This is a genomic window from Pleomorphomonas carboxyditropha (genome assembly GCF_002770725.1).
GTDB lineage: Bacteria > Pseudomonadota > Alphaproteobacteria > Rhizobiales > Pleomorphomonadaceae > Pleomorphomonas > Pleomorphomonas carboxyditropha.
The window spans coordinates 1-22,660 of sequence record NZ_NQVN01000038.1 but is presented as its reverse complement, the minus strand read 5'-3'; the positions used below and the strand labels follow the sequence as shown (position 1 = coordinate 22,660).

Genomic DNA, 22,660 nt, shown 5'->3' with positions numbered 1-22,660 from the left:
CCCCCGTCGAGACAGCCCCCGCCACCCGGCGTGAAAGCCGACAGAGCGCCGAGATGGCGCTGTTCGGTCTCTACGAGATCTCGAAGATCCTCAACGCGCCCGTCCGCCTCGAGAGCATGCTGGCGAGCGTCGTCAACATCCTCACCTCCTTCCTCGCCATGCGGCGCGGCATGATCGTCGTCATCGACGAGGCCGGCGAGCCGGAAATTATCGCCACCGCCGGCTGGGCCGGTGAGGTGAAGGGCCGGCCGATCGACAGCCTGCCGCAGGCGGTCATCGACCGCATCGTCGCCACCCAGACCTCGCTCGTCGTGCAGGACACCGCCGCCGACCCGCTGTTCGCCGGCACGCCGGCCGCCCACGACCCCAGCCGCGTCTCCTTCGTCGGCGTGCCGATCAAGGACGACGCCAGGGTGATCGGCACGCTCAGCATCGACCGCGTCTGGGACGGCTCGGCCGACATCCGCATCGACGAGGACCTGCGCTTCCTCGCCATGGTCGCCAACCTGGTGGGGCAGGCGGTGCGGCTGCATCGCGTCGTCGCCGCCGACCGCCGGCGCCTGATCGACGAGCGGTCGCGCCTCGAAAAGGCGCTCGACGAAAAGCCCAAGCCGGCCCGCGTCCGGGTCGGCACCGGCGGCATCGTCGGCGACAGCCCGTCGGTGCGCCGGGTCATGGAGACCATCTCCATCGTCGCACCGTCCAATACCACCGTGCTGCTGCGCGGCGAGAGCGGCACCGGCAAGGAGCTGTTCGCCCGCGCCATCCATGAATTGTCCGGCCGCAAGGCCAAGCCGTTCATCAAGCTCAACTGCGCCGCCGTTTCCGAAAGCGTGCTGGAATCCGAGCTGTTCGGCCACGAGAAGGGCGCCTTCACCGGCGCCGTCGCCCTCAAGCCCGGCCGCTTCGAGCTCGCCAACGGCGGCACGCTGCTGCTCGACGAGATCGGCGAGATCTCGCCCGCCTTCCAGTCCAAGCTGCTGCGCGTCCTCCAGGAGGGCGAGTTCGAGCGGGTCGGCGGCACGCGGACGCTGAAGGTCGACGTCCGCCTGATCTGCGCCACCAACCGCGACCTCGAGGCGGCGGTGACGCGGGGCGATTTCCGCGCCGACCTCTATTATCGCATCAACGTCGTGCCGGTGTTCCTGCCGCCGCTGCGCGAGCGGCCCGGCGACATCCCGCTGCTCGCCCGCGCCTTCCTCGACCGCTTCAACCGCGAGAACAGCCGCCGGCTGTCGATCACCGACAAGGCGCTCGACCTGCTCGGCAAATGCTACTTCCCCGGCAACGTCCGCGAGCTGGAGAACTGCGTCCGCCGTACCGCGACGCTCTCCCGCAGCGACACCATCCGCCGCGAGGACTTCGCCTGCGCCCAGGGCGAATGCCTGTCGGCGACGCTGTGGACCGGCGCCCACCACGTCACCGCCGACGAGCAACTGACGGCGCTGAGGCGCGGCGAGGTGCTGGTTCCCGGCCTGCGGCCGCCGGTTCCGCCGACGCGGACGCCGCAGCCCGAGCCCGTCCACGACGCCGCCGCCGCCGACGGCCATGTCTGCGAGCATGCCGGCCCCGACTGTCCCGCCCTCGGCCACCGCGCCGGCGAGAAGGAGCGGCTGATCGACGCCATGGAGAAGTCCGGCTGGGTGCAGGCCAAGGCCGCCCGCATCCTCGGCCTGACGCCGCGCCAGATCGGCTACGCGCTCAAGAAGCACCGCGTCGAGCTGAAGCGCTTCTGACCGCGCGCCCTGTCGGAAGTCCGACAACGGCGTGTCGCGTCCGCGGCGAATGTAGCGGCATGTTCGGTAGGGCATTGATACAAAACATGTTTCTGCGTGGCATGCGGCTTGCGATGCCGATGGCGACCGATTTCACGGAGATATCGCCATGGCCATGTCCATCGACGCCGACGACTGCACCGCCTGCGGCGCCTGCGAGTGCGAATGCCCCTCGAAGGCCATCCGCCTGAAAGGCGCCGCCTACCTCATCGATCCCAACAAATGCACCGAATGCGCGGGCGTCGCCGCCGCGCCGCAATGCGACGAGGTCTGCCCGTCCGGCGCCATCTCGCGGGCGGCCTGACATGCCCTTCGCCGACCGTGAGACGGAGGTCGAGATCGACGGCCCGCCGCGCTTCCTGCCCGGCGACAAGGTGGCCGCGCGCCTCAACGTGAAGAACGACGGCACCTATCCCGGCCGCGACATCGGCGAACGGCTGGTCCACAAGGGCGACGTCGGCTACGTGCGCGACGTCGGCACCTTCCTGCAGCAATTCTACATCTACGCGGTCGAGTGGGTCGACCGCGGCATCCTGGTCGGCATGCGGGCGCGGGAACTCACCGCGCTCGATGCCCTCGACACGACGGAGCGCGCCCCGCGATGAAAGTGATGATCCGCCAGTCGGCGAAGGGCCTGTCGGCCTATGTCGCCAAGAAGGACCTCGAGGAGCCGATCGTCTCCCAGGAGAGGGATGATCTCTGGGGCGGCGCCGTGACGCTGAAGAACGGCTGGGTGCTGGACCTGCCGGACATGCCGGCCGAAACTCGCCTGCCGGTGACCGTCAACGCCCGCCGCCGCGGCGAGGACGACTGACATGAGCGCGCTTCTCGCCGGCGGTCCCCTCGAAACGCTCTCCGGCGAGGCCGCCCGCAGCGCGCTCGCCGGCCTTCGCGCCGACCTTGTCGCCGACCGCCTCGTCCCCTATCTCGGCCCCGGTCTGCTGACGCTCGACGGGCCGTCGCCGGTGCCGGCCTCGCCGGAGGAGGTGGCCGCCGCGTTGCAGAAGCGCGTGCCGGTGCCCGGCCGCATCCGCGGCAACATGTGGGCGGTGGCGCAATATATCGAGAGCCACCGCCATCGCCGCACGCTGAAGAAGCTGATGGCCGACATCTTCGCGGCGGAGCCGCGCCCGTCCGCCGTCCACCGCTTCCTGGCCGGCCTGCCGCTCGGCCTCGTCGTCGACAGTTGGTACGACGGCGCGTTCGCCGCCGCGCTGGCCGCCGCCGGGCGATCCGATGCGGTCGACGTTCAGGGCATGTCGCGCGCCGCCATCGGCGAGGATCGCTGGTATCGCGCCTTCGACCTCGCCGGACGCCCCGCCGCGCCGGACGGCGCGCGTACGCTGCTCTACACGCCGCACGGCGGCATCCGGCCGGACGGCGACGTGCTGGTCTCCGACAGCGACTATGTCGAGGCGTTGACCGAGATCGACATCCAGACGCCGATCCCGCAGGAGGTCCGGACGCGGCGGGCGACGCGCGGCTTCCTGTTCCTCGGCTGCCGCTTCCACGACCAGATGCTCCGCACCTACGCCCGGCAGATCGTCAAGCGGTCGGCCGGTCCGCATGCCTGCGTGGCCGAGGCGGCGACATTGACACCTAACGAGCGGCGCTTCCTGGCCGCCGAGAACATCGCGCTGATCGACCTGCCGCTCGTGGAGGCGATGCAACGCCTCGTCGGCTGATCCCCTCGGGTGGACGCCTTGCTCCGACTCCCCTCCGTCCACCCTGTCTGGCCGCCCCTCGGGGCGGCCTTTTTCGTATAGCCGGCCCCATCTCCCGACATCGACTGTCGACTTTTGTCGGACCCGCGACAGCGCCTGTTGCCGCTCCTCATCCCGGGTGAAAGCCGACAACTATTTGATAAAACAGCATTTTATAGACCCAGGGCCACTTGGCACGCCCTTTGAAAATAGGAAGGCGTGAGGCGGCCCGACGCTGCCGACCGAATTGGCATCCCCCTCCCGGTGCTTTCGTGAAGACAAAGGAACCATGACCATGGCTGCACTCCGCCAGATCGCCTTTTACGGCAAGGGTGGCATCGGCAAGTCGACCACCTCCCAGAACACGCTCGCTGCCCTCGTCGAGATGGGGCAGAAGATCCTGATCGTCGGTTGCGATCCCAAGGCCGACTCGACGCGCCTGATCCTCAACGCCAAGGCCCAGGACACCGTCCTTCACCTCGCCGCCGAGCATGGCTCGGTCGAGGACCTCGAACTCGAGGACGTGCTGAAGGTCGGCTACAAGGGCATCAAGTGCGTCGAATCCGGCGGCCCGGAGCCGGGCGTCGGTTGCGCCGGCCGTGGCGTCATCACCTCCATCAACTTCCTCGAGGAAAACGGCGCCTATGAAGACGTCGACTACGTCTCCTACGACGTGCTCGGCGACGTGGTGTGCGGCGGCTTCGCCATGCCGATCCGCGAGAACAAGGCGCAGGAAATCTACATCGTCATGTCCGGCGAGATGATGGCGCTCTATGCCGCCAACAACATCTCGCGCGGCATCCTGAAATACGCCAACACCGGCGGCGTCCGCCTCGGCGGCCTGATCTGCAACTCGCGCCAGACCGACCGCGAGCTCGATCTCGCCGAAGCCCTGGCCAAGCGCATCAACACCAAGCTGATCCACTTCGTGCCGCGCGACAACATCGTCCAGCATGCCGAGCTCCGCAAGATGACGGTCATCCAGTATGCGCCGGACAGCGCGCAGGCCGACGAATATCGCCAGCTCGCCAACAAGATCCACGAGAACGGCGGCAAGGGCACCATTCCGACGCCGATCTCCATGGAAGAGCTGGAGGACATGCTGCTCGCCTACGGCATCATGAAGACCGACGAGCAGATGATCGCCGAGCTTGCCGCCAAGGAAGCCGCCCGCCAGAGCGCGGTTCCCGCCTGATCTCCGGGAGGATGCGCGGGCGCCGGGCCTTGACCCCGGCGTCCGTGCCTTTCCCGTCCCCTTCCGCGAGGACAAGTCCATGAGCGACAGTTACCAAAACGACGGCAAGGCCCACGAGCAATACATCACCGAGGTCCTCGCCCAGTATCCCGACAAGTTCGCCAAGCGGCGCAAAAAGCATCTTTCCGTCGCCAAGGCCGTCGAGGCGGCGCCGGACGCGCCGGTCGGCGAGGAAGGCCCGCTGCTCACCGAGTGCGAGGTCAAGTCGAACATCAAGTCGATCCCCGGCGTCATGACCATCCGCGGCTGCGCCTACGCCGGCTCCAAGGGCGTGGTCTGGGGCCCGGTGAAGGACATGGTCCACATCAGCCATGGCCCGGTCGGCTGCGGCCAGTATTCCTGGTCGCAGCGCCGCAACTATTACGTCGGCACCACCGGCATCGACGCCTTCGGCACCATGCAGGTCACCTCCGACTTCCAGGAGAAGGACATCGTCTTCGGCGGGGACAAGAAGCTCGACAAGGTGATCGACGAGATCGAGACGATGTTCCCGCTCTCGGGCGGCATCTCCGTGCAGTCGGAATGCCCGATCGGCCTGATCGGCGACGACATCGAGGCCGTCTCCCGCCGCAAGGGCAAGGAGATCGGCAAGACCATCGTCCCGGTCCGCTGCGAGGGCTTCCGCGGCGTGTCGCAGTCGCTCGGCCACCACATCGCCAACGACGCCATCCGCGACTGGGTGCTCGACAAGAGCGCCGAGGCGGAGTGGGAAGCCGGCCCCTACGACGTCAACATCGTCGGCGACTACAACATCGGCGGCGACGCCTGGGCCTCGCGCCGTCTCCTCGAGGAGATGGGACTGCGCATCTGCGGCAACTGGTCGGGCGACGCCACACTCGCCGAGATGGAGCGGGCGCCCAAGGCCAAGCTCAACCTCATCCACTGCTACCGCTCGATGAACTACATCTGCCGGCACATGGAAGAAAAATACGGCATCCCCTGGATGGAATATAATTTCTTCGGTCCGTCGCAGATCGCCGCCAGCTTGCGCAAGATCGCCAGGCACTTCGGCCCGGAGATCGAACAGAAGGCCGAGGAGGTCATCGCCAGGTACAAGCCGCTGGTCGACGGCATCATCGAAAAATACGGCCCGCGCCTCAAGGGCAAGAAGGTCATGCTCTACGTCGGCGGCCTCCGCCCGCGCCACGTCATGACCGCCTACGAGGATCTCGGCATGGAGATCGCCGGCACGGGCTACGAGTTCGCCCACAACGACGACTATCAGCGCACCGGCCACTACGCCAAGCCGGGCACGCTGATCTACGACGACGTCACCGGCTACGAGCTGGAGAAGTTCGTCGAGAAGATCCGTCCCGATCTGGTCGGCTCCGGCATCAAGGAAAAGTACCCGGTGCAGAAGATGGGCATTCCCTTCCGGCAGATGCACTCCTGGGACTATTCCGGCCCCTATCACGGCTACGACGGCTTCGCCATCTTCGCCCGCGACATGGATCTCGCCATCAACAATCCGGTCTGGGACCTGTTCGACGCCCCCTGGACGGATGGCGGCGAACTGCTCGCCGCCGCCGAATGACCTGACGCGCCGCCCCTTCCCGTGAGGGGAGGGGCTCCCGAAAAGCCGATGCCTTCACCACGCGCCTCCCCGCGTGACCGATACTCCTGTGCCCGTCTGGCCGCCGTATGGCGCGGCGCGGGCGATGAGGTCAGACAATGCCCCAGTCAGTCGAAAAGATCCTCGACCACGGCCCGCTGTTCCGCGAACCGGAATACCGGGAGATGTTCGCCCGCAAGAAGGCCTGCGACGGCGCCGCCGGCGTCGATGCCACCGCGCTCCAGTCCGAATACACCAAGGGCTGGGAATACCGGGAAAAGAACTTCGCCCGCGAGGCGCTGGTCATCAACCCGGCCAAGGCCTGCCAGCCGCTCGGCGCCGTGTTCGCCGCCGCCGGCTTCGAGAAGACTATGAGCTTCGTCCATGGCTCGCAGGGCTGCGCCGCCTATTTCCGCTCGCACCTGTCGCGCCATTTCAAGGAGCCCTGCACCGCGGTCTCCTCGTCGATGACCGAGGACGCGGCGGTGTTCGGCGGCCTCAACAACATGATCGACGGCCTCGCCAACTGCTATTCGCTGTATCAGCCGAAGATGATCACCGTCTCCACCACCTGCATGGCCGAGGTGATCGGCGACGACCTCTACGGCTTCATCGGCAACGCCAAGGCCAAGGGCTCGGTGCCCGAGGACTTCGACGTGCCCTTCGCCCACACGCCGTCCTTCGTCGGCAGCCACATCGACGGCTACGACAATGCCATCAAGGGCATTCTCGAGCATTTCTGGAAGGACAATCCGGCGGTTGCCGGCGCGTCGGAGACCATCAACATCGTCCCCGGCTTCGACGGCTTCTGCGTCGGCAACAACCGCGAGCTCGGCCGCATGCTCGGCCTGATGGGCGTCGGCTACACCTTCATCGGCGATGCCGCCGACCAGTTCGACACCCCGTCGGACGGCGAGTACCGCATGTACGACGGCGGCACCACCATCGACGAGCTGAAGGCGGCCAAGGGCGCCAAGGCGACCGTGGCGCTGCAGCACTGGAACAGCCGCAAGACGCTGGAATACGCGGCGAGCGTCGGCCAGGAGACGGCGAGCTTCCACTATCCGCTCGGCGTCAAGGCCACCGACGAACTGCTGATGAAGGTCTCGGCGCTCTCCGGCAAGGCCATTCCCGAGGCGCTTCGCCTGGAGCGCGGCCGCCTCGTCGACGCCATGGCCGACAGCCAGGCCTACCTGCACGGCAAGCGCTACGCCATCTTCGGCGATCCCGATTTCGTCGAGGCCATGGCCCGCTTCGTGCTCGAAACCGGCGGCGAGCCCGTCCATTGCCTGTCGACCAACGGCGGCAAGGAGTGGGCCGCGGACATGCAGGCGCTGTTCGACGGCTCGCCCTTCGGCAAGGACTGCAAGGCGCACGCCCACAAGGATCTCTGGCACCTGCGCTCGCTGCTGTTCACCGAGCCGGTCGACTTCCTGATCGGCAACAGCCACGGCAAGTATCTCGAACGCGACACCAGGACGCCGCTGATCCGCCTGACCTTCCCGATCTTCGATCGTCACCACCATCACCGCTTCCCGGTGATCGGCTATCAGGGCGGCCTCCGGGTGCTGACCACCATCCTCGACAAGCTGTTCGACAAGCTCGACGCCGAGACCAACATCGCCGGCGAGACCGACATCTCCTTCGACCTGACGCGCTGACTCTATTCGACAGGAAAACGACGGCCGGTCCCGGCGACGGGGCCGGCCTTTTCCGTCCACCCAACGCGGCGCGTCGCAAACCCGACAATGGCGTGTCGGGGCAGCGCCCGTCGCCCCGGGGATCTTTGAAGAAAATCGGTCTCCAGGCCGGAAAATATAGCAGTTTCAATAGATTGAAATTGCGTTCGCCGCTGGCACACCGCTTGCGAATTTCAAGATGACCGCAACATGAGAGAGGCGCCGATGTCCCTCAAGGCCAGGATCGCTACCCTGTTCGACGAGCCGGCTTGCCCGACCAACCGGGAAAAGTCCGAGACGACGCGCAAGAAGGGCTGCTCGAAGCCGCTGACGCCCGGCGCGGCGGCCGGCGGCTGCGCCTTCGACGGCGCCAAAATCGTCTTGCAGCCGGTGACCGACGTCGCCCACCTCATCCATGGCCCGCTCGCCTGCGAGGGCAATTCCTGGGACAACCGCCACGCCGCCTCGTCCGGCTCCGACCTGTGGCGGCGGTCGTTCACCACCGATCTCTCCGAGCTCGACATCGTCATGGGCAACGGCGAGCGGAAGTTGTTCAAGGCGATCCGGACGATCGTCGAGCGGCACGATCCGCCGGCCGTCTTCGTCTATTCCACCTGCGTCACCGCGCTGATCGGCGACGACGTCGCCGCCGTCTGCAAGCGGGCCGGCGAGCGCTTCGGCCGGCCGGTGGTGCCCGTCGAGGCGCCCGGTTTCGCCGGCTCGAAGAACCTCGGCAACAAGCTGGCCGGCGAGACGCTGCTCGACCATGTCATCGGCACCGTCGAGCCGGACGACGTCACCCCCTGCGACGTCAACATCCTCGGCGAATACAATCTGGTCGGCGAGTTCTGGTTCGTGAAGCCGCTGCTCGAGGAGCTCGGCATCCGCCTGCGCGCCGTCATCCCCGGCGACGCCCGCTACCGCGATATCGCCACCGCCCACCGGGCGAAGGCCAACATGATCGTCTGCTCGTCGGCGCTGATCACGCTGGCCCGCCGGATGCAGGAGCGCTGGGGCATCCCCTATTTCGAAGGCTCCTTCTACGGCATCTCCGACACCTCGGCCGCCATTCGCGGCCTCTGCCGCCTGCTGGTGGGACAAGGCGCGCCGGCCGATCTTCTCGACCGGGCCGAGGCGCTGATCGCCCGCGAGGAGGCGATCGCCTGGCAGCGCATCGCGCCGCTGAAGCCGCGGCTCGCCGGCAAGCGGGTGCTGCTCAACACCGGCGGCGTCAAGAGCTGGTCGATGGTCGACGCCCTGCACGAGGCCGGCATGGAAGTGATCCGCACCTCGATCAAGAAGTCGACCGACGAGGACAAGGCGCGGGCGCTCGCCGCGCTGAAGGACGAGAAGCACCTGTTCGACCGCCTGGCGCCGCGCGAGATCTACCGGATGCTCGTCGATGGCGAGGTCGACATCATGCTGTCCGGCAGCCGCACCCAGTTCATCGCCCTGAAGGCGAAGACGCCCTGGCTCGACGTCAACCAGGAGCGCCATCACCCTTACGCCGGCTACGAGGGCATCGTCGAACTGCTCAAGCGGATCGACCTCGCCGTCAACAGCCCGGTTTTCCCGGCTCTGCGCGCGCCGGCGCCCTGGGACGAGACGGGGCGCCTCATGGACCCCGGTGTTCCGCCGGCCGAGGTGGTCCACAGCTTCCGCAAGTTTGCCAACGGCGTCCTGGAAGACGCCGACGACTGCTGAGGAGACGGTCATGCCGGTCAACGAAATCCGTTCCCTCTCCACCAATCCGCTGAAGTCGTCGCAGCCGCTCGGCGCCGCCTATGCCTTTCTCGGCATCGAGGGCGCCATGCCGCTCCTTCACGGCAGCCAGGGCTGCACCGCCTTCGCGCTGGTGCTGTTCGTCCGCCACTTCAAGGAAACCATCCCCATCCAGACGACGGCGATGAACGAGGTGTCGACGGTGCTCGGCGGTGCCGACCATCTCGAAGAGGCTATTCTCAACATCCGGACGCGCGCCAACCCCAGGCTGATCGGCGTCTGCACCACGGCGCTGGTGGAGACGCGCGGCGAAGACTTCGCCGCCGACCTCGCCTCGATCACCAGTCGCCGCGCCGATGCGATCGGCGACTGCCGCGTCGTGCTGGCCGAGACCCCCGATTTCCGCGGCTCGATCGAGGAAGGCTGGAGCGCCGCCGTCACGGCGACGATCGAGGCGCTGACCCGGCAAACGACCCGCCGCGATCCCGAACGCCTCGTCGTCCTCGCGCCCAGCCACTTCACGGTCGGCGACATCGAAACCTTGCGGCAGACGGTGGAGGCCTTCGGTCTCACGCCGGTGATCCTGCCGGATATCTCCGGCTCGCTCGACGGCACGGTGCCGGACCGCTGGATCCCCTCCACCTACGGCGGCACGCCCGTCGCCGACATCGAGGCGCTGGGCGCCGCCTGTCACTGCGTCGCCGTCGGCGAGCACATGCGCCGCCCGGCCGAGGCGCTGCGCCGCAAGACCGGCCTCGCCTACACGCTCCTGCCGACGCTGACCGGCCTTGCCGCCGCCGATCGCCTGGTGACGCTGCTCGCCCGCCTGTCCGGCCGGCCGGTGCCGGCGGCGATCCGCCGCCGCCGCTCGCAGCTACAGGACGCCATGCTGGATGGCCACTTCCACTTCGGCGGCCGCCGGATCGCCGTCGCCGCCGAGCCGGACCTCCTCTACCAGATGGCCGCCTTCTTCGCCGACATGGGCGCCGAGACCACTGTCGCGATCGCCTCGACGCCGGACAGCCCCATCCTGGAAGCCGTGCCGGCCGAGGTGACGGTCGGCGATCTCGGCGACCTCGAGGAGCGCGCCGCCGGCGTCGACCTCCTGGTCAGCCACGCCCATGGCCGGCAGGCGTCGGAACGGCTGGGCATCCCGCTGTTCCGCGTCGGCTTCCCGATCTTCGACCGGCTCGGCGCCCAGCATCGCCGCAGCGCGCTCTACGAGGGCACGCGCGACCTGATCTTCGAGGTGGCCAACACCCTGATCGCCGCCGACCATCACCACCCGACCCCCGAAAGCCTCGATCCGCTCCGCAACCGGGAGACACTCCATGACAGCCGTCCGTCGCCTGAGCCTCGTCGACACTGACGCGGCGCACGATGCCGCCCCGCCGCCCGGCGCGGTGCGCGTCGCCATCGCCTCCACCGACCTCAAGGGGCTCAACGCCCATTTCGGCTCGGCGCCCAAATTCGCCGTCTACGACGTGACGCCGTCCGGCTGGAGCTTCGTCGAGGCCGTCGAGTTCGACGGCAACACCGATGGCGACGGCACCCACCGCGCCGACGGCGACGACCGCATCACCCCGAAGGTCGACGCGCTCGCCGGCTGTCACCTGTTGTTCTGCCTCGCCATCGGCGGGCCGGCCGCCGCCAAGGCGGTAGCGCACCGCATCCACCCGATCAAGGCGCAGCCGGCGACCATCGACGACGTGCTGGAAAAGGTGCGCGCCATGCTGACCGGCAGCCCGCCGCCCTGGCTCCGCAAGGTGCTGCAGGCGGCCGGCGTCGGCGCGCCCCGGCCCGATTTCGAGGACGATTGAGCATGAGCGACATCGCCGCGCCGATCCCCGCCCTCGACCATCCCTTCGTGAAGACGCTGGCCCGCCTCGTCCGCGCCGCCGACAGCCACGGCGTCTGGGAGCGCAAGTCCGACGCCGAGGTGCTGGCCGACTTCGTGATCAGCCGCGAGGAGCGGCGGTCGCGGCCGATCATCGACGATCCCGATCCCGACATCGTCGATCGCGTCGAAGCCTTCTACGGCGCCGTCGGCCTCGCCGTCGAGCAGGCGACCGGCCGGCTCGCCTCGCCGGTGCTGAAGCTCAACTACGAGGGCTTCGGCCGCGTGCTGCTCACCGCCGGCCGCCTGGTGGTGATCTCCAGGACGTTGCGCGACGTCCACCGCTTTGGCTTCGACGATTTCGAGGCGCTGGCCACCGCCGGCGGCAAGCTGGTCGACGAAGCCGCCGCCATGATCGGCCGCTTCCCCGAGGTCGCCGACCTCTGACGCCACCTGTTCCGAATCATCTGCTGGAGATACCCGATGGCCGACTACACCACCCGCGACGGCAGTCCCTGGACGCCGCTGTTCCTCGTCTCGATCGACGGCGGCGCCTGCATCGGCTGCGCCCGCTGCTTCAAGGTCTGCGACCGCGACGTCATGCATCTCTATGGCGTCGACGAGGAGGGCGAGATCCTCGGCAAGGTGGTCGAGGACGACGACGACGATTTCGACGGCGAGCTCAACCGCAAGATCATGGTCGCCGACAACGACGGCGCCTGCATCGGCTGCAACGCCTGCGCCCGCGTCTGTCCGAAGAACTGCCAGAGCCACGCCGCGCCCGACAAGCTGGCGGCCTGAGTCTCTCTCCGGAACATTTCTCCCTTATCCGAAGGTTGGCAGCAGCGGCACCACGTTGCCGCTGTCGGCCGCCGCGCGGGCGAGCATCTTCTGCCGCCGCTCATCGGTCTCCTGCCACCAGGCGCGCACCACGCGCAGGCGGCAGGCGAGCAGCGTGCCGATGCCGCCGGTAAAGCGCAGCCAGGCCTCCACGTCGGCCCGGCGCACCGCCGTCAGCACGGGAAGGCCGAAGGCGGCGAGCGTGCCGAAGGCGTCGGCGTGGCCGCCGCCGGTGATCTCGGCCGCGCCGAAGCGGGGGATGACCGCGAGATCGGCCCGCGCCTCGATGGCCGCCAGGATGCGCCGCGTCGTCGCCGCGGGATCGGCCGGGCCGGCGGGGAATCGCGCTTGCTGCCAATGATCGCCGCCGACGAGGTCGATCACCGTCAGGTCGCTGGCCGGCGGCTCATCGTCGTCGGGCAGGTAGGCGATGCCGCCGACCTTTCGTCCCGCCGTCTGGAGCTCGTCGGCGAAGAAGGCGATGAGGTGATCCACCGACGCGCCCTCCTCGAAGACGATCGCCGCAAGCTCGGAAGCATTGATGCCGGCGGGATCGAGGGCCGGAAAGCGATCAAGCAGGCGGCGGGTCATGAGGGGCTCCCTGTCGGATGAGAAGCTGCGACGGAGCGAGCCTCGCAAGGGTCGGGCCAATTGCCTTGAACGTTATTATCGCAGCTATATAACGAAGCAAAGCTTCACCAACCACGGAGACGGCCATGCGGCTTTCGGCGCGCAACATCCTGAAGGGCAAGGTGGTGGCCCTCACCAGGGGCGCCACCACCACCCATGTCAAGGTGGAGATCGTCGAGGGCATGGTGGTCACCGCCTCGATCACCAACGAGGCGTCCGACGATCTCGGCCTGATGGTCGGCATGGACGCCGCCGCCATCATCAAGGCGTCCGACGTGATGATCGGCACCGAGCTGTGATCGCCCGCGCCGACATCGATCGCCTGCTGGCCGAGGACGTGCCGGCCGGCGACCTCACCACCGACGCCCTCGGCATCGGCGACCGTCCCGGCCGCATGGTCTTCACGGCACGCGGCGACATGGTGCTCGCCGGTGTCGACGTCGCGGCGAGAATGATGGACGGTCTTGTGGTCAGCCTCCACGCCCGCGACGGCGATCGGCTGTCCGGCGGCGCGCCGATCCTCGACGCGCGCGGCTCGGCCGCCGACCTGCACCGCGCCTGGAAAGCGGCGCAAACGCTTCTGGAAGTCCTCTCCGGCATCGCCTCGGCCACCCGTGCCGTCGTCGACGCGGCGGCGCCGGTCCCGGTCGCCACCACGCGCAAGACGGTGCCGGGCGTCCGCGCCCTGTCGCAGCGCGCCGTCCGGGCCGGCGGCGGCATCCTGCACCGCCACGGCCTGTCGGAAACCATCCTGGTCTTTCCCGAGCACCGGCTGTTCCTGGCCGGCGAGAGCCTGGCGGAGATCGCCGCCCGCCTCCGGCGGACCCAGCCGGAGAAGGCGCTCGCCGTCGAGGTGGGCACGATCGACGAGGCGGCGGAAGCGGCCGTCGCCGGCTTCGACCTGGTGCAGCTCGAAAAGTTCACGCCCGAGGCGGTGGCCGCGCTGGTCGCCCGCCTGCCGGCCGGGGACAGGCGCGCCCGCCTCGCCGCCGCCGGTGGCATCGATCCGGGCAATGCCGCCGCCTATGTCGCGGCCGGCGCCGACCTTCTCGTCACCTCCTGGCCCTATACCGCCCGCCCGCGCGACGTCGCCGTCCGCTTCTTCGCCGGCTGATCCCGGCACGGCCCTTGCGCTGTCCCTTCTCGATCCCACGGAAAATCCGACAGGCGGGCCTTCGCCCTGTCGGGTTTCCGACAGGGTTGAAGGAGGTGACACATGCCGGCGTCGACCTTTGCTCGCCACTATGCAGCGCTCCGTCTCGCCGCCCGCCCGGCGCATGACGAGGCGGAGGCCTTCGACGATCACGTGCTCGCCGCCATCCTCGCGGCGGCGCTGACCGAGGCGGAAGCGCCCGGCGTCGGTCTCGTCGACGGGCTCGGCCTTCCGCCCGCCGAGATCCGTCGTCTCGTCGGCCGTCGCTTCCCGCGCTATCCAGCGGCCGGCCTCGACGGTCTCCTCCCAAGCCTTCCTTTGGAGGAAGAGACGCTGCTCGCCGATCTGCTGCTGGCCCATCGGTCCGGTCCGGAGCCGGTCGCCGGCTGGCTCGCCGTCCTGATCGCCCGCCGGGCCATGCGGCCCGACCATCTCTGGCAGGACCTCGGCCTCAACGACCGCAGCGAGCTCAACCGCCTGCTGGCCCGCCATTTCCGGACGCTGCATGCCGGTAACACCGGCAACATGCGCTGGAAGAAATACTTCTATCGCCTGCTCTGCGAGGCCGAGGGCTTTTCGCTTTGCGCGGCGCCGTCCTGCGCCGTCTGCACCGATTTTACCGACTGTTTCGGCGCCGAGGATGGTCTCAGCCGGCTCGCCGGCCTGCGCCGGCGTATCGAGGAAGCCGCCTGAACACGACCGGAGCGCCTGTCGGCTTTCCGACAAACCATGCCGCCCATCGTTTCATTTCAATGTCTTAGCTGCTGGCACGCGCCATGCAAAGTGAAGGTCGACCTCTTCGTCTCCTCCTACGAAGGACAGGATCATGATCGAACTCACCGAAAGCGCCGTCGCCGCCGTCCGCACCGCGCTCGCCGGTTCCGGCCAGCAGGCGGAGGGCCTGCGCATCGTCGTCGAGGCGGGCGGCTGCGCCGGCCTCCAGTATCGCATGGGGCTCGAAAAAGACGAGCGGCCCGGCGACCTGGTGCTGGAGCAGGGCGGCGTCAGGCTCTACCTCGACGCGCTCACCCAGCGGCATGTCGGCGGCCTGGTGGTCGACTTCGTCGACGGCGTCGAGCAGTCGGGTTTCGTCTTCGACAATCCCAACGCCGCCTCCCGCTGCTCCTGCGGCAAATCCTTCTGCTGAGAGGTGCCATGACCTGCCCGATCGACCGCCTCGTTCCCGATTCCGCCGGCATCCTCGACAGGATGAGGCACCTTTCCTCGGCCGAGGATTTCTTCGACGCCCTCGGCGTGCGCTTCGAGCCGGAACGCCTCGCCGTCTGCCGCCTGCACGTCATGAAGCGGATGGGCGAGATGCTGGCCGGCGACGATCTCGAGGGCCTGCCCGACAGCGTCGCCGCCGCCCGCGCCCGCTCCATGCTGGAGCGCGCCTACCGGGAATTGACCGGCGCCTCGCCGCTCGAACGGCGCCTGTTCAAGGTGCTGAAGGATCGCGATCCCGCCCGTCCGGTCCCGTCGCCGCGCCGGCCGTTCGTGGCGCTCGGCGATGCGTTGCGGCCGATCGACGGCGGCTGACTCCGGCAAGACCTCGGGATAGTGGAGCGGCCTCCATCGTGGCTGGAGCGACAATCAGGGAGGGGGCGCCCGATGGCGATCTGATCGGCCATTCGACCAACCTCGTCGGGTTGTCGACGCCCTTTCTTGCCGATGTCGCCTTCAACGCCCGGCCGGTACCCGTCCATATTTCCGGCGTGCGCGAGATGAACGGCCCGCTGTTCGAGATGCTCGGCCTCGCCGACGACCTCGCCGAGGCCGGGGACGCCTTCGCCGCCTACATGATGGCGATGTTCGGCATCGACCGCGAGCAGCGCGAGCCGGGGAGCGCGACGGGGCGGCGGCGCTACCGCTCGTCCTACCTGAGGCTGATCAAGGGCTGGGGCTACGACAGCAACGGCCCGGAGGGCGCGGTGCTGAAGGGCTGGGTGGAAAGCCGTTTCGGCATCTTCCCGACCTTTCATCGCGAGCGCCTGGTCCGGCAGGCGCCGGCCGCCTGGGCGGCCTATGTCGCCGAGAAGATGTCGAGCCGCTTCCACAACAACGCGATCATGGCCCAGCTCGACCTGCTCTACGAATTCTGCCAGTGGGTGCTCGCCCGCTTTGCCGCCCCGGCGGAAACCCACCTGACGCTGCATCGCGGCGTCAACGACTTCGACGACCATCCCATCCGGGCGCGGCTCGACCGGCGCCGGGTGGTGATGCGCCTCAACAGCCTCTCCTCCTTCACCGCCGAGCGCGAGATCGCCGACTGCTTCGGCGACGTCATCCTGACGGCGCGGGTGCCGCGCGAGAAGATCCTGTTCTTCAACACGCTGATGACCTCGCACCCGCTGAAGGGCGAGGGCGAGTATCTGGTGATCGGCGGCGACTACGAACTCGGCGTATCGCGATGAGCGGGCTTCCTTCCCCCATCGGCCGGGCCGACGACGGGAGGCCGGCATGACCGATCCCGGGGTCGCCGACCGGGCGCTCGCCGCCTTCCTGGGGCTCGCCATCGGCGACGCGCTCGGCGCCGCCGTCGAGTTCATGATGCCGCGCGAGATCGTCGCCGAACACGGCGTGCTGCGCGACATCGTCGGCGGCGGCTGGCTGCATCTCAAGGCCGGCGCGGTGACCGACGACACGGCGATGTCGCTGGCCCTCGCCCGCTCGCTGGTCCGCAAGGGGGAGCTCGATCTCGTCGATCTCTGCGAGGAATTCGCCGCCTGGCTGCGGTCGAAGCCGCCCGACGTCGGCAACACCTGCCGCCGCGGCATCCGCCGCTATATCCAGCGCGGCATCGTCACCGGCCCGCCGAACGAGGGCGACGCCGGCAACGGCGCCGCCATGCGCGTGCTGCCGGCGGCGATCGCCAGCCATCGCGATCCGGCGCGCGCCCGGCGCTGGGCAATGGAACAGGGACGCGTCACGCATAACCATCCGCTGTCGGACGCCGCCTGCGATACGCTGTCCGGCATGCTCGCCGCGCTGATCGCCGGCGGAGGGCGCGCCGCCGCCGCGCGGCTTGCCGACGGTCTGGTCGGCCGCTACCCGACCTTCCGCTTCGTTCCCTACAGGGGCCTGTCGTCGGCCTATGTCGTCGACACGCTGCAAACCGTCTTCGACGGCTATTTCGCCACCGCCTCCTTCGAGGACTGCCTGATCCGCACCGTCAACCACGGCGGCGACGCCGACACCACCGGCGCCATCGTCGGCGCGCTCGCCGGCGCGACCTACGGCATCGAGGCCATCCCGAGGCGCTGGCTGAAGGCGCTCGACCGCGACACGGCGGCGGCGATCCGGACGCTGGTGCCGGCCTTGCTCGCCATGGCCGGCGACTGAGCCGCCGATTCGGGTTCCACAGTGCCAGAATTCATCGACGGCAGTCGGAGCGCGAGAACGCGCCTGAACCGGCCGGCCCGGATTGTCGCCCCGTCCGACATCAAGGCACGAGAGGCGAGATCAGTGATGGCGCTGTCGTGAACGAAGCATGCCTTACAACTCGAAGAAAGGCATTGGATCGATAAACGTTAAGGTTGAAATAACCTTCTGGTTGTTTCTGGTTGCCCTGCGTGAGCGGTTTGGCGCATCCTGCCGCGCGTGGGCTTTGGGGGTCTTGAATTATGACTGTCATGGACGCGCCGCCCGTCGCGGCGGGCCGTTTTGCGCGCGCTTCCTTTGCCGGCAGCGCCTCGGAATATTTCGGCATCTGGATCGTCAACGTCCTTCTGACCATCCTGACGCTCGGCATCTATTCCGCTTGGGCCAAGGTGCGCCGGAAGCGCTATTTCTATGGCAATACGTTTATTCTCGATCGAGCGTTCGAATATCATGCCAGGGGAAGCCAGATACTGATCGGCCGGCTGATCGTGATCGGCGCGCTCATCGTCATAAACGTCCTCGGCATCATCCACCCGCTGTTCACGTTGGTGACATGGCTGGCGATCGTGATCGGGCTGCCATGGCTGATCAAGCGCAGCCTGCGCTTCAACGCCCGCGTGACCAGCTATCGCAATGTTCGATTCGATTTCGTCGGTTCGACCGGCGGCGCCTTCGTCGCGGTGACGCTCGGCGGCATGGTTGCCTTTCTTTCCCTGGGCATCCTGGCGCCTTTGGCGAGCCGCTGGCTGTGGCGCTATATTCTCAACAATCTTCGCTATGGCGATCGGGCCTTCGGCACGGACCCGCGCCTCGGCGCGCTCTATCGCGTCTGGCTGCTGCCGGCTCTGCTGTTTGCTCTCGGAGCGGTGGCTGTCGGCACGATCATCGCTGCGGCGATCGCCATGGAACGAAACCCGGGTGGGCCCGGCGATGGCTTCACGGTCTTCGCGGTCCTTCTGCCGTATCTCATTTTTTTGGCCTTAGGCCTTGCTGGCCTCATCTATCGCATCGGCGTGCGCAATGTCGTTCTTTCAGCGGCGCTGCTGGACAGGCGCCACGAATTGTTGAGCGATGCGCCCCGGTTGCGTTATGCTTGGATAGCCATCTCGAACTTCATCGTAACCGTGCTGACGTTCGGCCTGATGCGTCCCTGGGCGGCGGTGCGCATGGCGCGCTTCATGAACGAGCACACGGGCATTCGCATAAATGGAGATCCGGGCGAGGTCATTTCCCAGATCGAAGCGAGCGGATCGGCCGTCTCCGCCGAATATGTCGACATGGAAGGTTTCGACTTTGGCTTCTGACGAATCGATCGCGGCTGGCGAATGGAATAGAGCCAACTCCAGCCGCTCGATTCCGGCCTGCCTCCGGCGGAAGGATGACGGGCTGGCGGTGGTGGCCGACGGGGTCGTCCTCATTGCGGCGACGCGGGACGACATCGAGTTCAGCCCACGGGTCGGTTCGATTCCCCGCCGATTGACGTTCCCGGATGGATCCGTCTTCGAAACACGCGACAACGACGGCGTCGATGCCTGGCTTCGTCTGCATGAGGGTGCGCCTTCGGGATTCATTCATGGGCTGGAGGCCTTTCGCCTGCGGCTTGCCGGCTTTGCCCTGGCCGTCATCCTGCTCGCGGCTTTGATTTATCGCTTCGCCGTCCCGGCATTGGTCGAGGTCGCGGTCCTGGTGACGCCGCCCTTCGTGCCGGACATGATCGGGTCCGGCGTGCTCGCTTCGCTCGACCGGACCGTGCTCAGTCCAACGCATTTGTCCGGCGACGAGCAGGCGGCCATCTCCAAGGGGTTCGAACGGCTCGCCGCCGTATCCGAGGGCGGGCAGGGCGCCTACAAGCTGGAGTTCCGCGACGGCGGCCCGATCGGCCCGAATGCCTTTGCCCTGCCCGACGGCAGCCTCGTCCTCACCGACGATCTCGTCCGGCTGGCCGATGGAGATCAGGAAATGATCCTGGGCGTGCTCGGCCACGAGATCGGCCATGTCGAGCGGAAGCACAGCCTGCGACAGGTCTATCGTGTTGCCGGCGTGGCGGCGTTGATCCTGCTGGTGGCCGGCGATGTCGGTTCCGGCGTGCAGGATATGCTGACTCAAGGCGGCGCGATCATCGCCCTCAGCTATTCGCGCGCCGCCGAAGCGGAAGCCGACCGGCGCTCGGTCGAGATCATGCGGGACGCTGGTTACGATCCGACGGCACTGGCGCGGTTCTTCACGCGCCTGGAGGCGGCAACCGGACACCGCAATGAAACGGGCATGCTGTCGACCCATCCGGGGACGCCGCAGCGGCGGCAGGAGGTCATCGACTATGCCAATGCGCTCGGAAAACGCGCTCCGGCGAGATAGCCGGGGTGGCGCCGAGCGGTCGGCCGGGGTTTGCAGGTTGTCTTGGAGGCCCCGCCCTGGATTTGAACCAAGGGTATCAGGATTTGCAGTCCTGCGCGTAGCGCTCCGCCACGGGGCCATACAGGACGGCTATATATCGCCCTATAGGTATATTGTCGGTTAAGTCCGCGGAACCATCCGGGCGCGCTCATCGCCGCGACTGCTGAAGGATGACGTGCGGGGCGATGTCTTCGAGCGACAGCACGCAATCGACGCCGCCGCGCGCGATGGCTTCCTTCGGCATGCCGAACACCACGCAGCTCTCCTCGTCCTGGGCGATGGTATGGGCGCCGGCCTCCTTCATTTCGAGAAGCCCGCGCGCCCCGTCGTCGCCCATGCCGGTCATGATCACCCCGATGGCATTGGGGCCGGCCGCCCGGGCGGTCGAGCGGAACAGCACGTCGACCGACGGCCGGTGGCGCGACACCAGCGGGCCGTCCTTGACCGCGACGTGGTAGCGCGCGCCCTGCCGCTCGAGCAGCAGGTGGCGTCCGCCGGGCGCGATCAGCACGTGGCCGCGCAGCACCGGGTCGCCGTCCTCGGCTTCCTTGACGCTCACCTGGCAGAGACCGTCGAGCCGCCTGGCAAAGGCGGCGGTGAAATGCTCGGGCATGTGCTGCACGATGACGACGCCGGGGGCATTGGCCGGCAGGGCGATGAGAAATTCGCGCAGCGCCTCGGTTCCGCCGGTCGAGGCGCCGACGGCGACGATGATTTCCGTCGTCTTGGCCATGGCGCCACCGCGGGCGGCGGGCGGCAGCATGGCGTCGGCCGTGAGCTTCGGCGCGGGTGTCTTCGTTTGCACCGTGGTGGCCGGCGTCTTGTTGCGCCGCGGTCCCAGGCGGGCGCGAGCCGCGCTCTTCACCGTGTCGCAGATCAGCAAGGCCTGCTCGGCGAGGTGATCAGCGGCGCCGATCTTCGGCTTCAGGATGACGTCGACCGCCCCGGCCTCCAGCGTCTGCATCAGCGTTTCCGAGCCCTCCTCGATCAGCGAGGAGCACATCACCACCGGAATCGGGTGCTGGGCCATCAGCTTCCTGAGGAAGGTGATGCCGTCCATGCGCGGCATCTCGACGTCGAGGGTGATGACGTCGGGTATGTCGTCCCTGAGGCGCTTGGCCGCCACGAAGGGATCGGACGCCACGCCGATCACCTCGATCTCGGGGTCGTTGCCGAGAATGGCGGCCAGCGTCTGCCTGACCGACGCGGAATCGTCGACGATGAGGACGCGGATGCGTTTCGGGCTGGTCAACGTCATCTCGTTCCAAAAGCGGGCGGCGGTATTGAAGAAGCGGCGGCGTCCTTGCTGCGGACCGGGCGACGTCCGGCCCGCTTGGCCTAGCATGGCGATGACGAGAGCGGCAAGCCGGCCTTGGAATCGGCGATTTGCCGCTCAGACCTTCTGGAAGATCGTGTTGGCCACGGTCCGGACCGGCAGGTTGAAGCCGGTGATCGATTCCGAGTGGCCGATGAACAGGTATCCGCCCGGCGCCAGGCAGTCGCACAGGCGTCCCAGTACCTTCGCCTGGGCCGCCTTGTCGAAGTAGATGAGGACGTTGCGGCAGAAGATGACGTCCATCGGCTCGCCGACCGGATAGGCGTCGTCCATGAAGTTCATGCGCGCGAAGCCCACCTTGGAGCGAAGGGCGGGGGAGATGCGCAAGAGATCGCTCTTCGGGTCGCTCGAACGCCTGACGAAGCGCTGCATGTAGTCGTCGGGCACCGGGGCCAGCATGCCCGCGTGGTAAATGCCCTTGCGGGCGGCCGCGAGGGCGTCGGTGGACAGGTCGGTCGCCAGGATGAAGTAGTCGAGAGGCCGGCAGCGTTCGGCGAAATCGGCGAGGACCATGGCCATGGTATAGGGTTCGGCGCCCACCGAGCAGGCGGCGCTCCACAGCCGGAGCGATGTCCGGCCGCTCCGCACAAGGGTCGGCAGCGCAGAATGCTTCAGGTATTCGAAGTGCTTGGGCTCGCGAAAGAAATCGGTCTTGTTGGTCGTCACCGCGTCGATGAGCGCCACCGCTTCGGTCTCGATGCCGCCCTTTTCGAACAGATAGCTGCAATAGGCGTCGAGCGACTGGAAGCCGGTCGCGCGCAGGCGGCGGCGCAGGCGCCCTTCCAGCATGGTCTGCTTGCCGGGAGGCATCTTGATGCCGCTGTAGCTGCTGACGAACGCCGACAGGCGGCGAAAATTCTTGGCGCTGAGCTGGTCGACCGAACGGTCGGATTGGGTGGCCTGGACGGACGACAAGAGTTCGGCCTCATTAATTCGGGAAGATCGGAGGCCCGGCCCACCGATCGGGTGGGCCGGACCGTCTTCTGTCGGGCGTCAGGCGACGGCTTTGGTCTTGTCGGTGCCGCCGAGGGCAGCGAGGTCTTTGGCGGTCAGCAGCCTTGCGAGATCGATGACCACCACGAAGCCCTGGTCGCGGCGGACGACGCCGTCGATGTAGTCGGAGTTCCAGTGGACGCCGATGTCGGGCGCCGCCTCCATCTGGTCGGCCCCGAAGGCGACCACCTCGAACACCCGGTCGGCGATCAGGCCGAGCGTCAGTTGCCGCTCGCCGAGCGTGATGTCGACCACCAGCACCCGGGTGTTGGGGGTCGGCACGGTGCGGCTGAGCCCGAGCTTCAGCCGGAGGTCGATCACCGGCACGCCCTGGCCGCGCACGTCGCGCAGGCCGACGAGATAGTCCGGGCCGTTGGGGATGCGGAAGGCCTCCTCATGGTCGAGGATCT

Annotated in this window: 26 protein-coding genes and 1 tRNA gene; 22 read left to right on the top strand and 5 right to left on the bottom strand. The window is 67.8% G+C overall.

The features are described from left to right. From nifA to fdxB, 13 genes are all read left to right on the top strand, one after another. Positions 1-1,736, top strand: a 1,736-nt coding sequence (gene nifA / locus CJ014_RS26095) for a nif-specific transcriptional activator NifA (RefSeq protein ID WP_425351960.1), incomplete at its 5' end; no start/stop codon positions are given. A 148-nt stretch (positions 1,737-1,884) separates the two neighbouring features. After that, entirely contained in the window at positions 1,885-2,079 is a 195-nt protein-coding gene (locus CJ014_RS26090) for a 4Fe-4S binding protein (protein WP_100083428.1), read from the top strand. A 1-nt stretch (position 2,080) separates the two neighbouring features. Beyond that, positions 2,081-2,380, top strand: a complete 300-nt coding sequence (locus tag CJ014_RS26085) for a nitrogen fixation protein NifZ (RefSeq protein WP_100083427.1) — start codon at positions 2,081-2,083, stop codon at positions 2,378-2,380. Next, a complete protein-coding gene (gene nifT / locus CJ014_RS26080) occupies positions 2,377-2,589 on the top strand; it encodes a putative nitrogen fixation protein NifT (protein WP_100083426.1) in 213 nt (70 codons plus the stop codon). Before CJ014_RS26085 ends, nifT begins: the two co-directional genes overlap by 4 nt. Before the next feature lies 1 nt (position 2,590). After that, complete coding sequence (locus tag CJ014_RS26075) at positions 2,591-3,460, top strand: SIR2 family NAD-dependent protein deacylase (RefSeq protein ID WP_100083425.1); 870 nt, start codon at positions 2,591-2,593, stop codon at positions 3,458-3,460. Between the two features lie 313 nt (positions 3,461-3,773). Further along, entirely contained in the window at positions 3,774-4,673 is a 900-nt protein-coding gene (gene nifH, locus CJ014_RS26070; RefSeq protein WP_100083431.1) for a nitrogenase iron protein, read from the top strand. A gap of 79 nt (positions 4,674-4,752) precedes the next feature. Further along, on the top strand, positions 4,753-6,267 hold the full coding sequence (nifD, locus tag CJ014_RS26065; protein ID WP_100083424.1) for a nitrogenase molybdenum-iron protein alpha chain: 1,515 nt from the start codon (positions 4,753-4,755) through the stop codon (positions 6,265-6,267). A gap of 137 nt (positions 6,268-6,404) precedes the next feature. After that, the gene (gene nifK / locus CJ014_RS26060) at positions 6,405-7,946 is read left to right on the top strand and encodes a nitrogenase molybdenum-iron protein subunit beta (protein WP_100083423.1); all 1,542 of its coding nucleotides are present in this window, start codon (positions 6,405-6,407) and stop codon (positions 7,944-7,946) included. Positions 7,947-8,189: 243 nt separating this feature from the next. Beyond that, the gene (gene nifE, locus CJ014_RS26055; RefSeq protein WP_100083422.1) at positions 8,190-9,668 is read left to right on the top strand and encodes a nitrogenase iron-molybdenum cofactor biosynthesis protein NifE; all 1,479 of its coding nucleotides are present in this window, start codon (positions 8,190-8,192) and stop codon (positions 9,666-9,668) included. A 10-nt stretch (positions 9,669-9,678) separates the two neighbouring features. Beyond that, complete coding sequence (gene nifN, locus CJ014_RS26050; protein ID WP_100083421.1) at positions 9,679-11,055, top strand: nitrogenase iron-molybdenum cofactor biosynthesis protein NifN; 1,377 nt, start codon at positions 9,679-9,681, stop codon at positions 11,053-11,055. After that, positions 11,018-11,506 carry a nitrogen fixation protein NifX gene (nifX, locus tag CJ014_RS26045; RefSeq protein WP_100083420.1) on the top strand — a complete coding sequence of 163 codons (489 nt, stop codon included), beginning with the start codon at positions 11,018-11,020 and terminating at the stop codon, positions 11,504-11,506. The genes nifN and nifX overlap by 38 nt, the downstream gene beginning before the upstream one ends. 2 nt (positions 11,507-11,508) lie before the next feature. Further along, positions 11,509-11,970, top strand: a complete 462-nt coding sequence (locus tag CJ014_RS26040; RefSeq protein ID WP_100083419.1) for a NifX-associated nitrogen fixation protein — start codon at positions 11,509-11,511, stop codon at positions 11,968-11,970. Between the two features lie 36 nt (positions 11,971-12,006). Continuing rightward, positions 12,007-12,324: a ferredoxin III, nif-specific gene (gene fdxB, locus CJ014_RS26035; protein ID WP_100083418.1), complete on the top strand. Its 318-nt coding sequence runs from the start codon at positions 12,007-12,009 to the stop codon at positions 12,322-12,324. A 24-nt stretch (positions 12,325-12,348) separates the two neighbouring features. Here the strand turns inward: fdxB and CJ014_RS26030 are convergent, their stop codons facing one another. Beyond that, positions 12,349-12,954 carry a DUF2478 domain-containing protein gene (locus CJ014_RS26030; RefSeq protein WP_100083417.1) on the bottom strand — a complete coding sequence of 202 codons (606 nt, stop codon included), beginning with the start codon at positions 12,952-12,954 and terminating at the stop codon, positions 12,349-12,351. A 125-nt stretch (positions 12,955-13,079) separates the two neighbouring features. On the opposite strand from CJ014_RS26030, the gene CJ014_RS26025 reads away from it, so the two are divergent. From CJ014_RS26025 to CJ014_RS25985, 9 genes are all read left to right on the top strand, one after another. Continuing rightward, on the top strand, positions 13,080-13,292 hold the full coding sequence (locus CJ014_RS26025) for a TOBE domain-containing protein (protein WP_100083416.1): 213 nt from the start codon (positions 13,080-13,082) through the stop codon (positions 13,290-13,292). Continuing rightward, positions 13,289-14,107: a ModD protein gene (gene modD, locus CJ014_RS26020; RefSeq protein WP_100083415.1), complete on the top strand. Its 819-nt coding sequence runs from the start codon at positions 13,289-13,291 to the stop codon at positions 14,105-14,107. Before CJ014_RS26025 ends, modD begins: the two co-directional genes overlap by 4 nt. A gap of 102 nt (positions 14,108-14,209) precedes the next feature. Beyond that, positions 14,210-14,839, top strand: a complete 630-nt coding sequence (locus CJ014_RS26015) for a nitrogen fixation protein NifQ (protein ID WP_100083414.1) — start codon at positions 14,210-14,212, stop codon at positions 14,837-14,839. 133 nt (positions 14,840-14,972) lie between these two features. After that, positions 14,973-15,293, top strand: coding sequence for a HesB/IscA family protein (locus CJ014_RS26010; RefSeq protein ID WP_100083413.1), 321 nt, complete (start codon positions 14,973-14,975; stop codon positions 15,291-15,293). A gap of 8 nt (positions 15,294-15,301) precedes the next feature. Then, a complete protein-coding gene (gene nifW / locus CJ014_RS26005) occupies positions 15,302-15,685 on the top strand; it encodes a nitrogenase stabilizing/protective protein NifW (RefSeq protein ID WP_100083412.1) in 384 nt (127 codons plus the stop codon). Positions 15,686-15,723: 38 nt separating this feature from the next. After that, positions 15,724-16,560, top strand: coding sequence for an NAD(+)--dinitrogen-reductase ADP-D-ribosyltransferase (locus CJ014_RS26000; protein ID WP_245427697.1), 837 nt, complete (start codon positions 15,724-15,726; stop codon positions 16,558-16,560). A 46-nt stretch (positions 16,561-16,606) separates the two neighbouring features. Then, a complete protein-coding gene (draG, locus tag CJ014_RS25995) occupies positions 16,607-17,488 on the top strand; it encodes an ADP-ribosyl-[dinitrogen reductase] hydrolase (protein WP_100083411.1) in 882 nt (293 codons plus the stop codon). Between the two features lie 281 nt (positions 17,489-17,769). After that, the gene (locus tag CJ014_RS25990; protein WP_100083410.1) at positions 17,770-18,831 is read left to right on the top strand and encodes a YjgN family protein; all 1,062 of its coding nucleotides are present in this window, start codon (positions 17,770-17,772) and stop codon (positions 18,829-18,831) included. Next, positions 18,821-19,882, top strand: a complete 1,062-nt coding sequence (locus CJ014_RS25985; protein ID WP_100083409.1) for a M48 family metallopeptidase — start codon at positions 18,821-18,823, stop codon at positions 19,880-19,882. Before CJ014_RS25990 ends, CJ014_RS25985 begins: the two co-directional genes overlap by 11 nt. A gap of 43 nt (positions 19,883-19,925) precedes the next feature. Here CJ014_RS25985 and CJ014_RS25980 read toward each other — a convergent pair. From CJ014_RS25980 to CJ014_RS25965, 4 genes are all read right to left on the bottom strand, one after another. Next, positions 19,926-20,000 (bottom strand) — tRNA-Cys (locus CJ014_RS25980). A gap of 69 nt (positions 20,001-20,069) precedes the next feature. Further along, a complete protein-coding gene (locus CJ014_RS25975) occupies positions 20,070-21,173 on the bottom strand; it encodes a protein-glutamate methylesterase/protein-glutamine glutaminase (protein ID WP_245427694.1) in 1,104 nt (367 codons plus the stop codon). Between the two features lie 141 nt (positions 21,174-21,314). Next, positions 21,315-22,172 carry a CheR family methyltransferase gene (locus CJ014_RS25970; RefSeq protein WP_245427691.1) on the bottom strand — a complete coding sequence of 286 codons (858 nt, stop codon included), beginning with the start codon at positions 22,170-22,172 and terminating at the stop codon, positions 21,315-21,317. Between the two features lie 78 nt (positions 22,173-22,250). Further along, positions 22,251-22,660 (bottom strand): chemotaxis protein CheW (locus CJ014_RS25965; protein ID WP_100083407.1); only part of this gene is annotated, 410 nt, incomplete at its 5' end.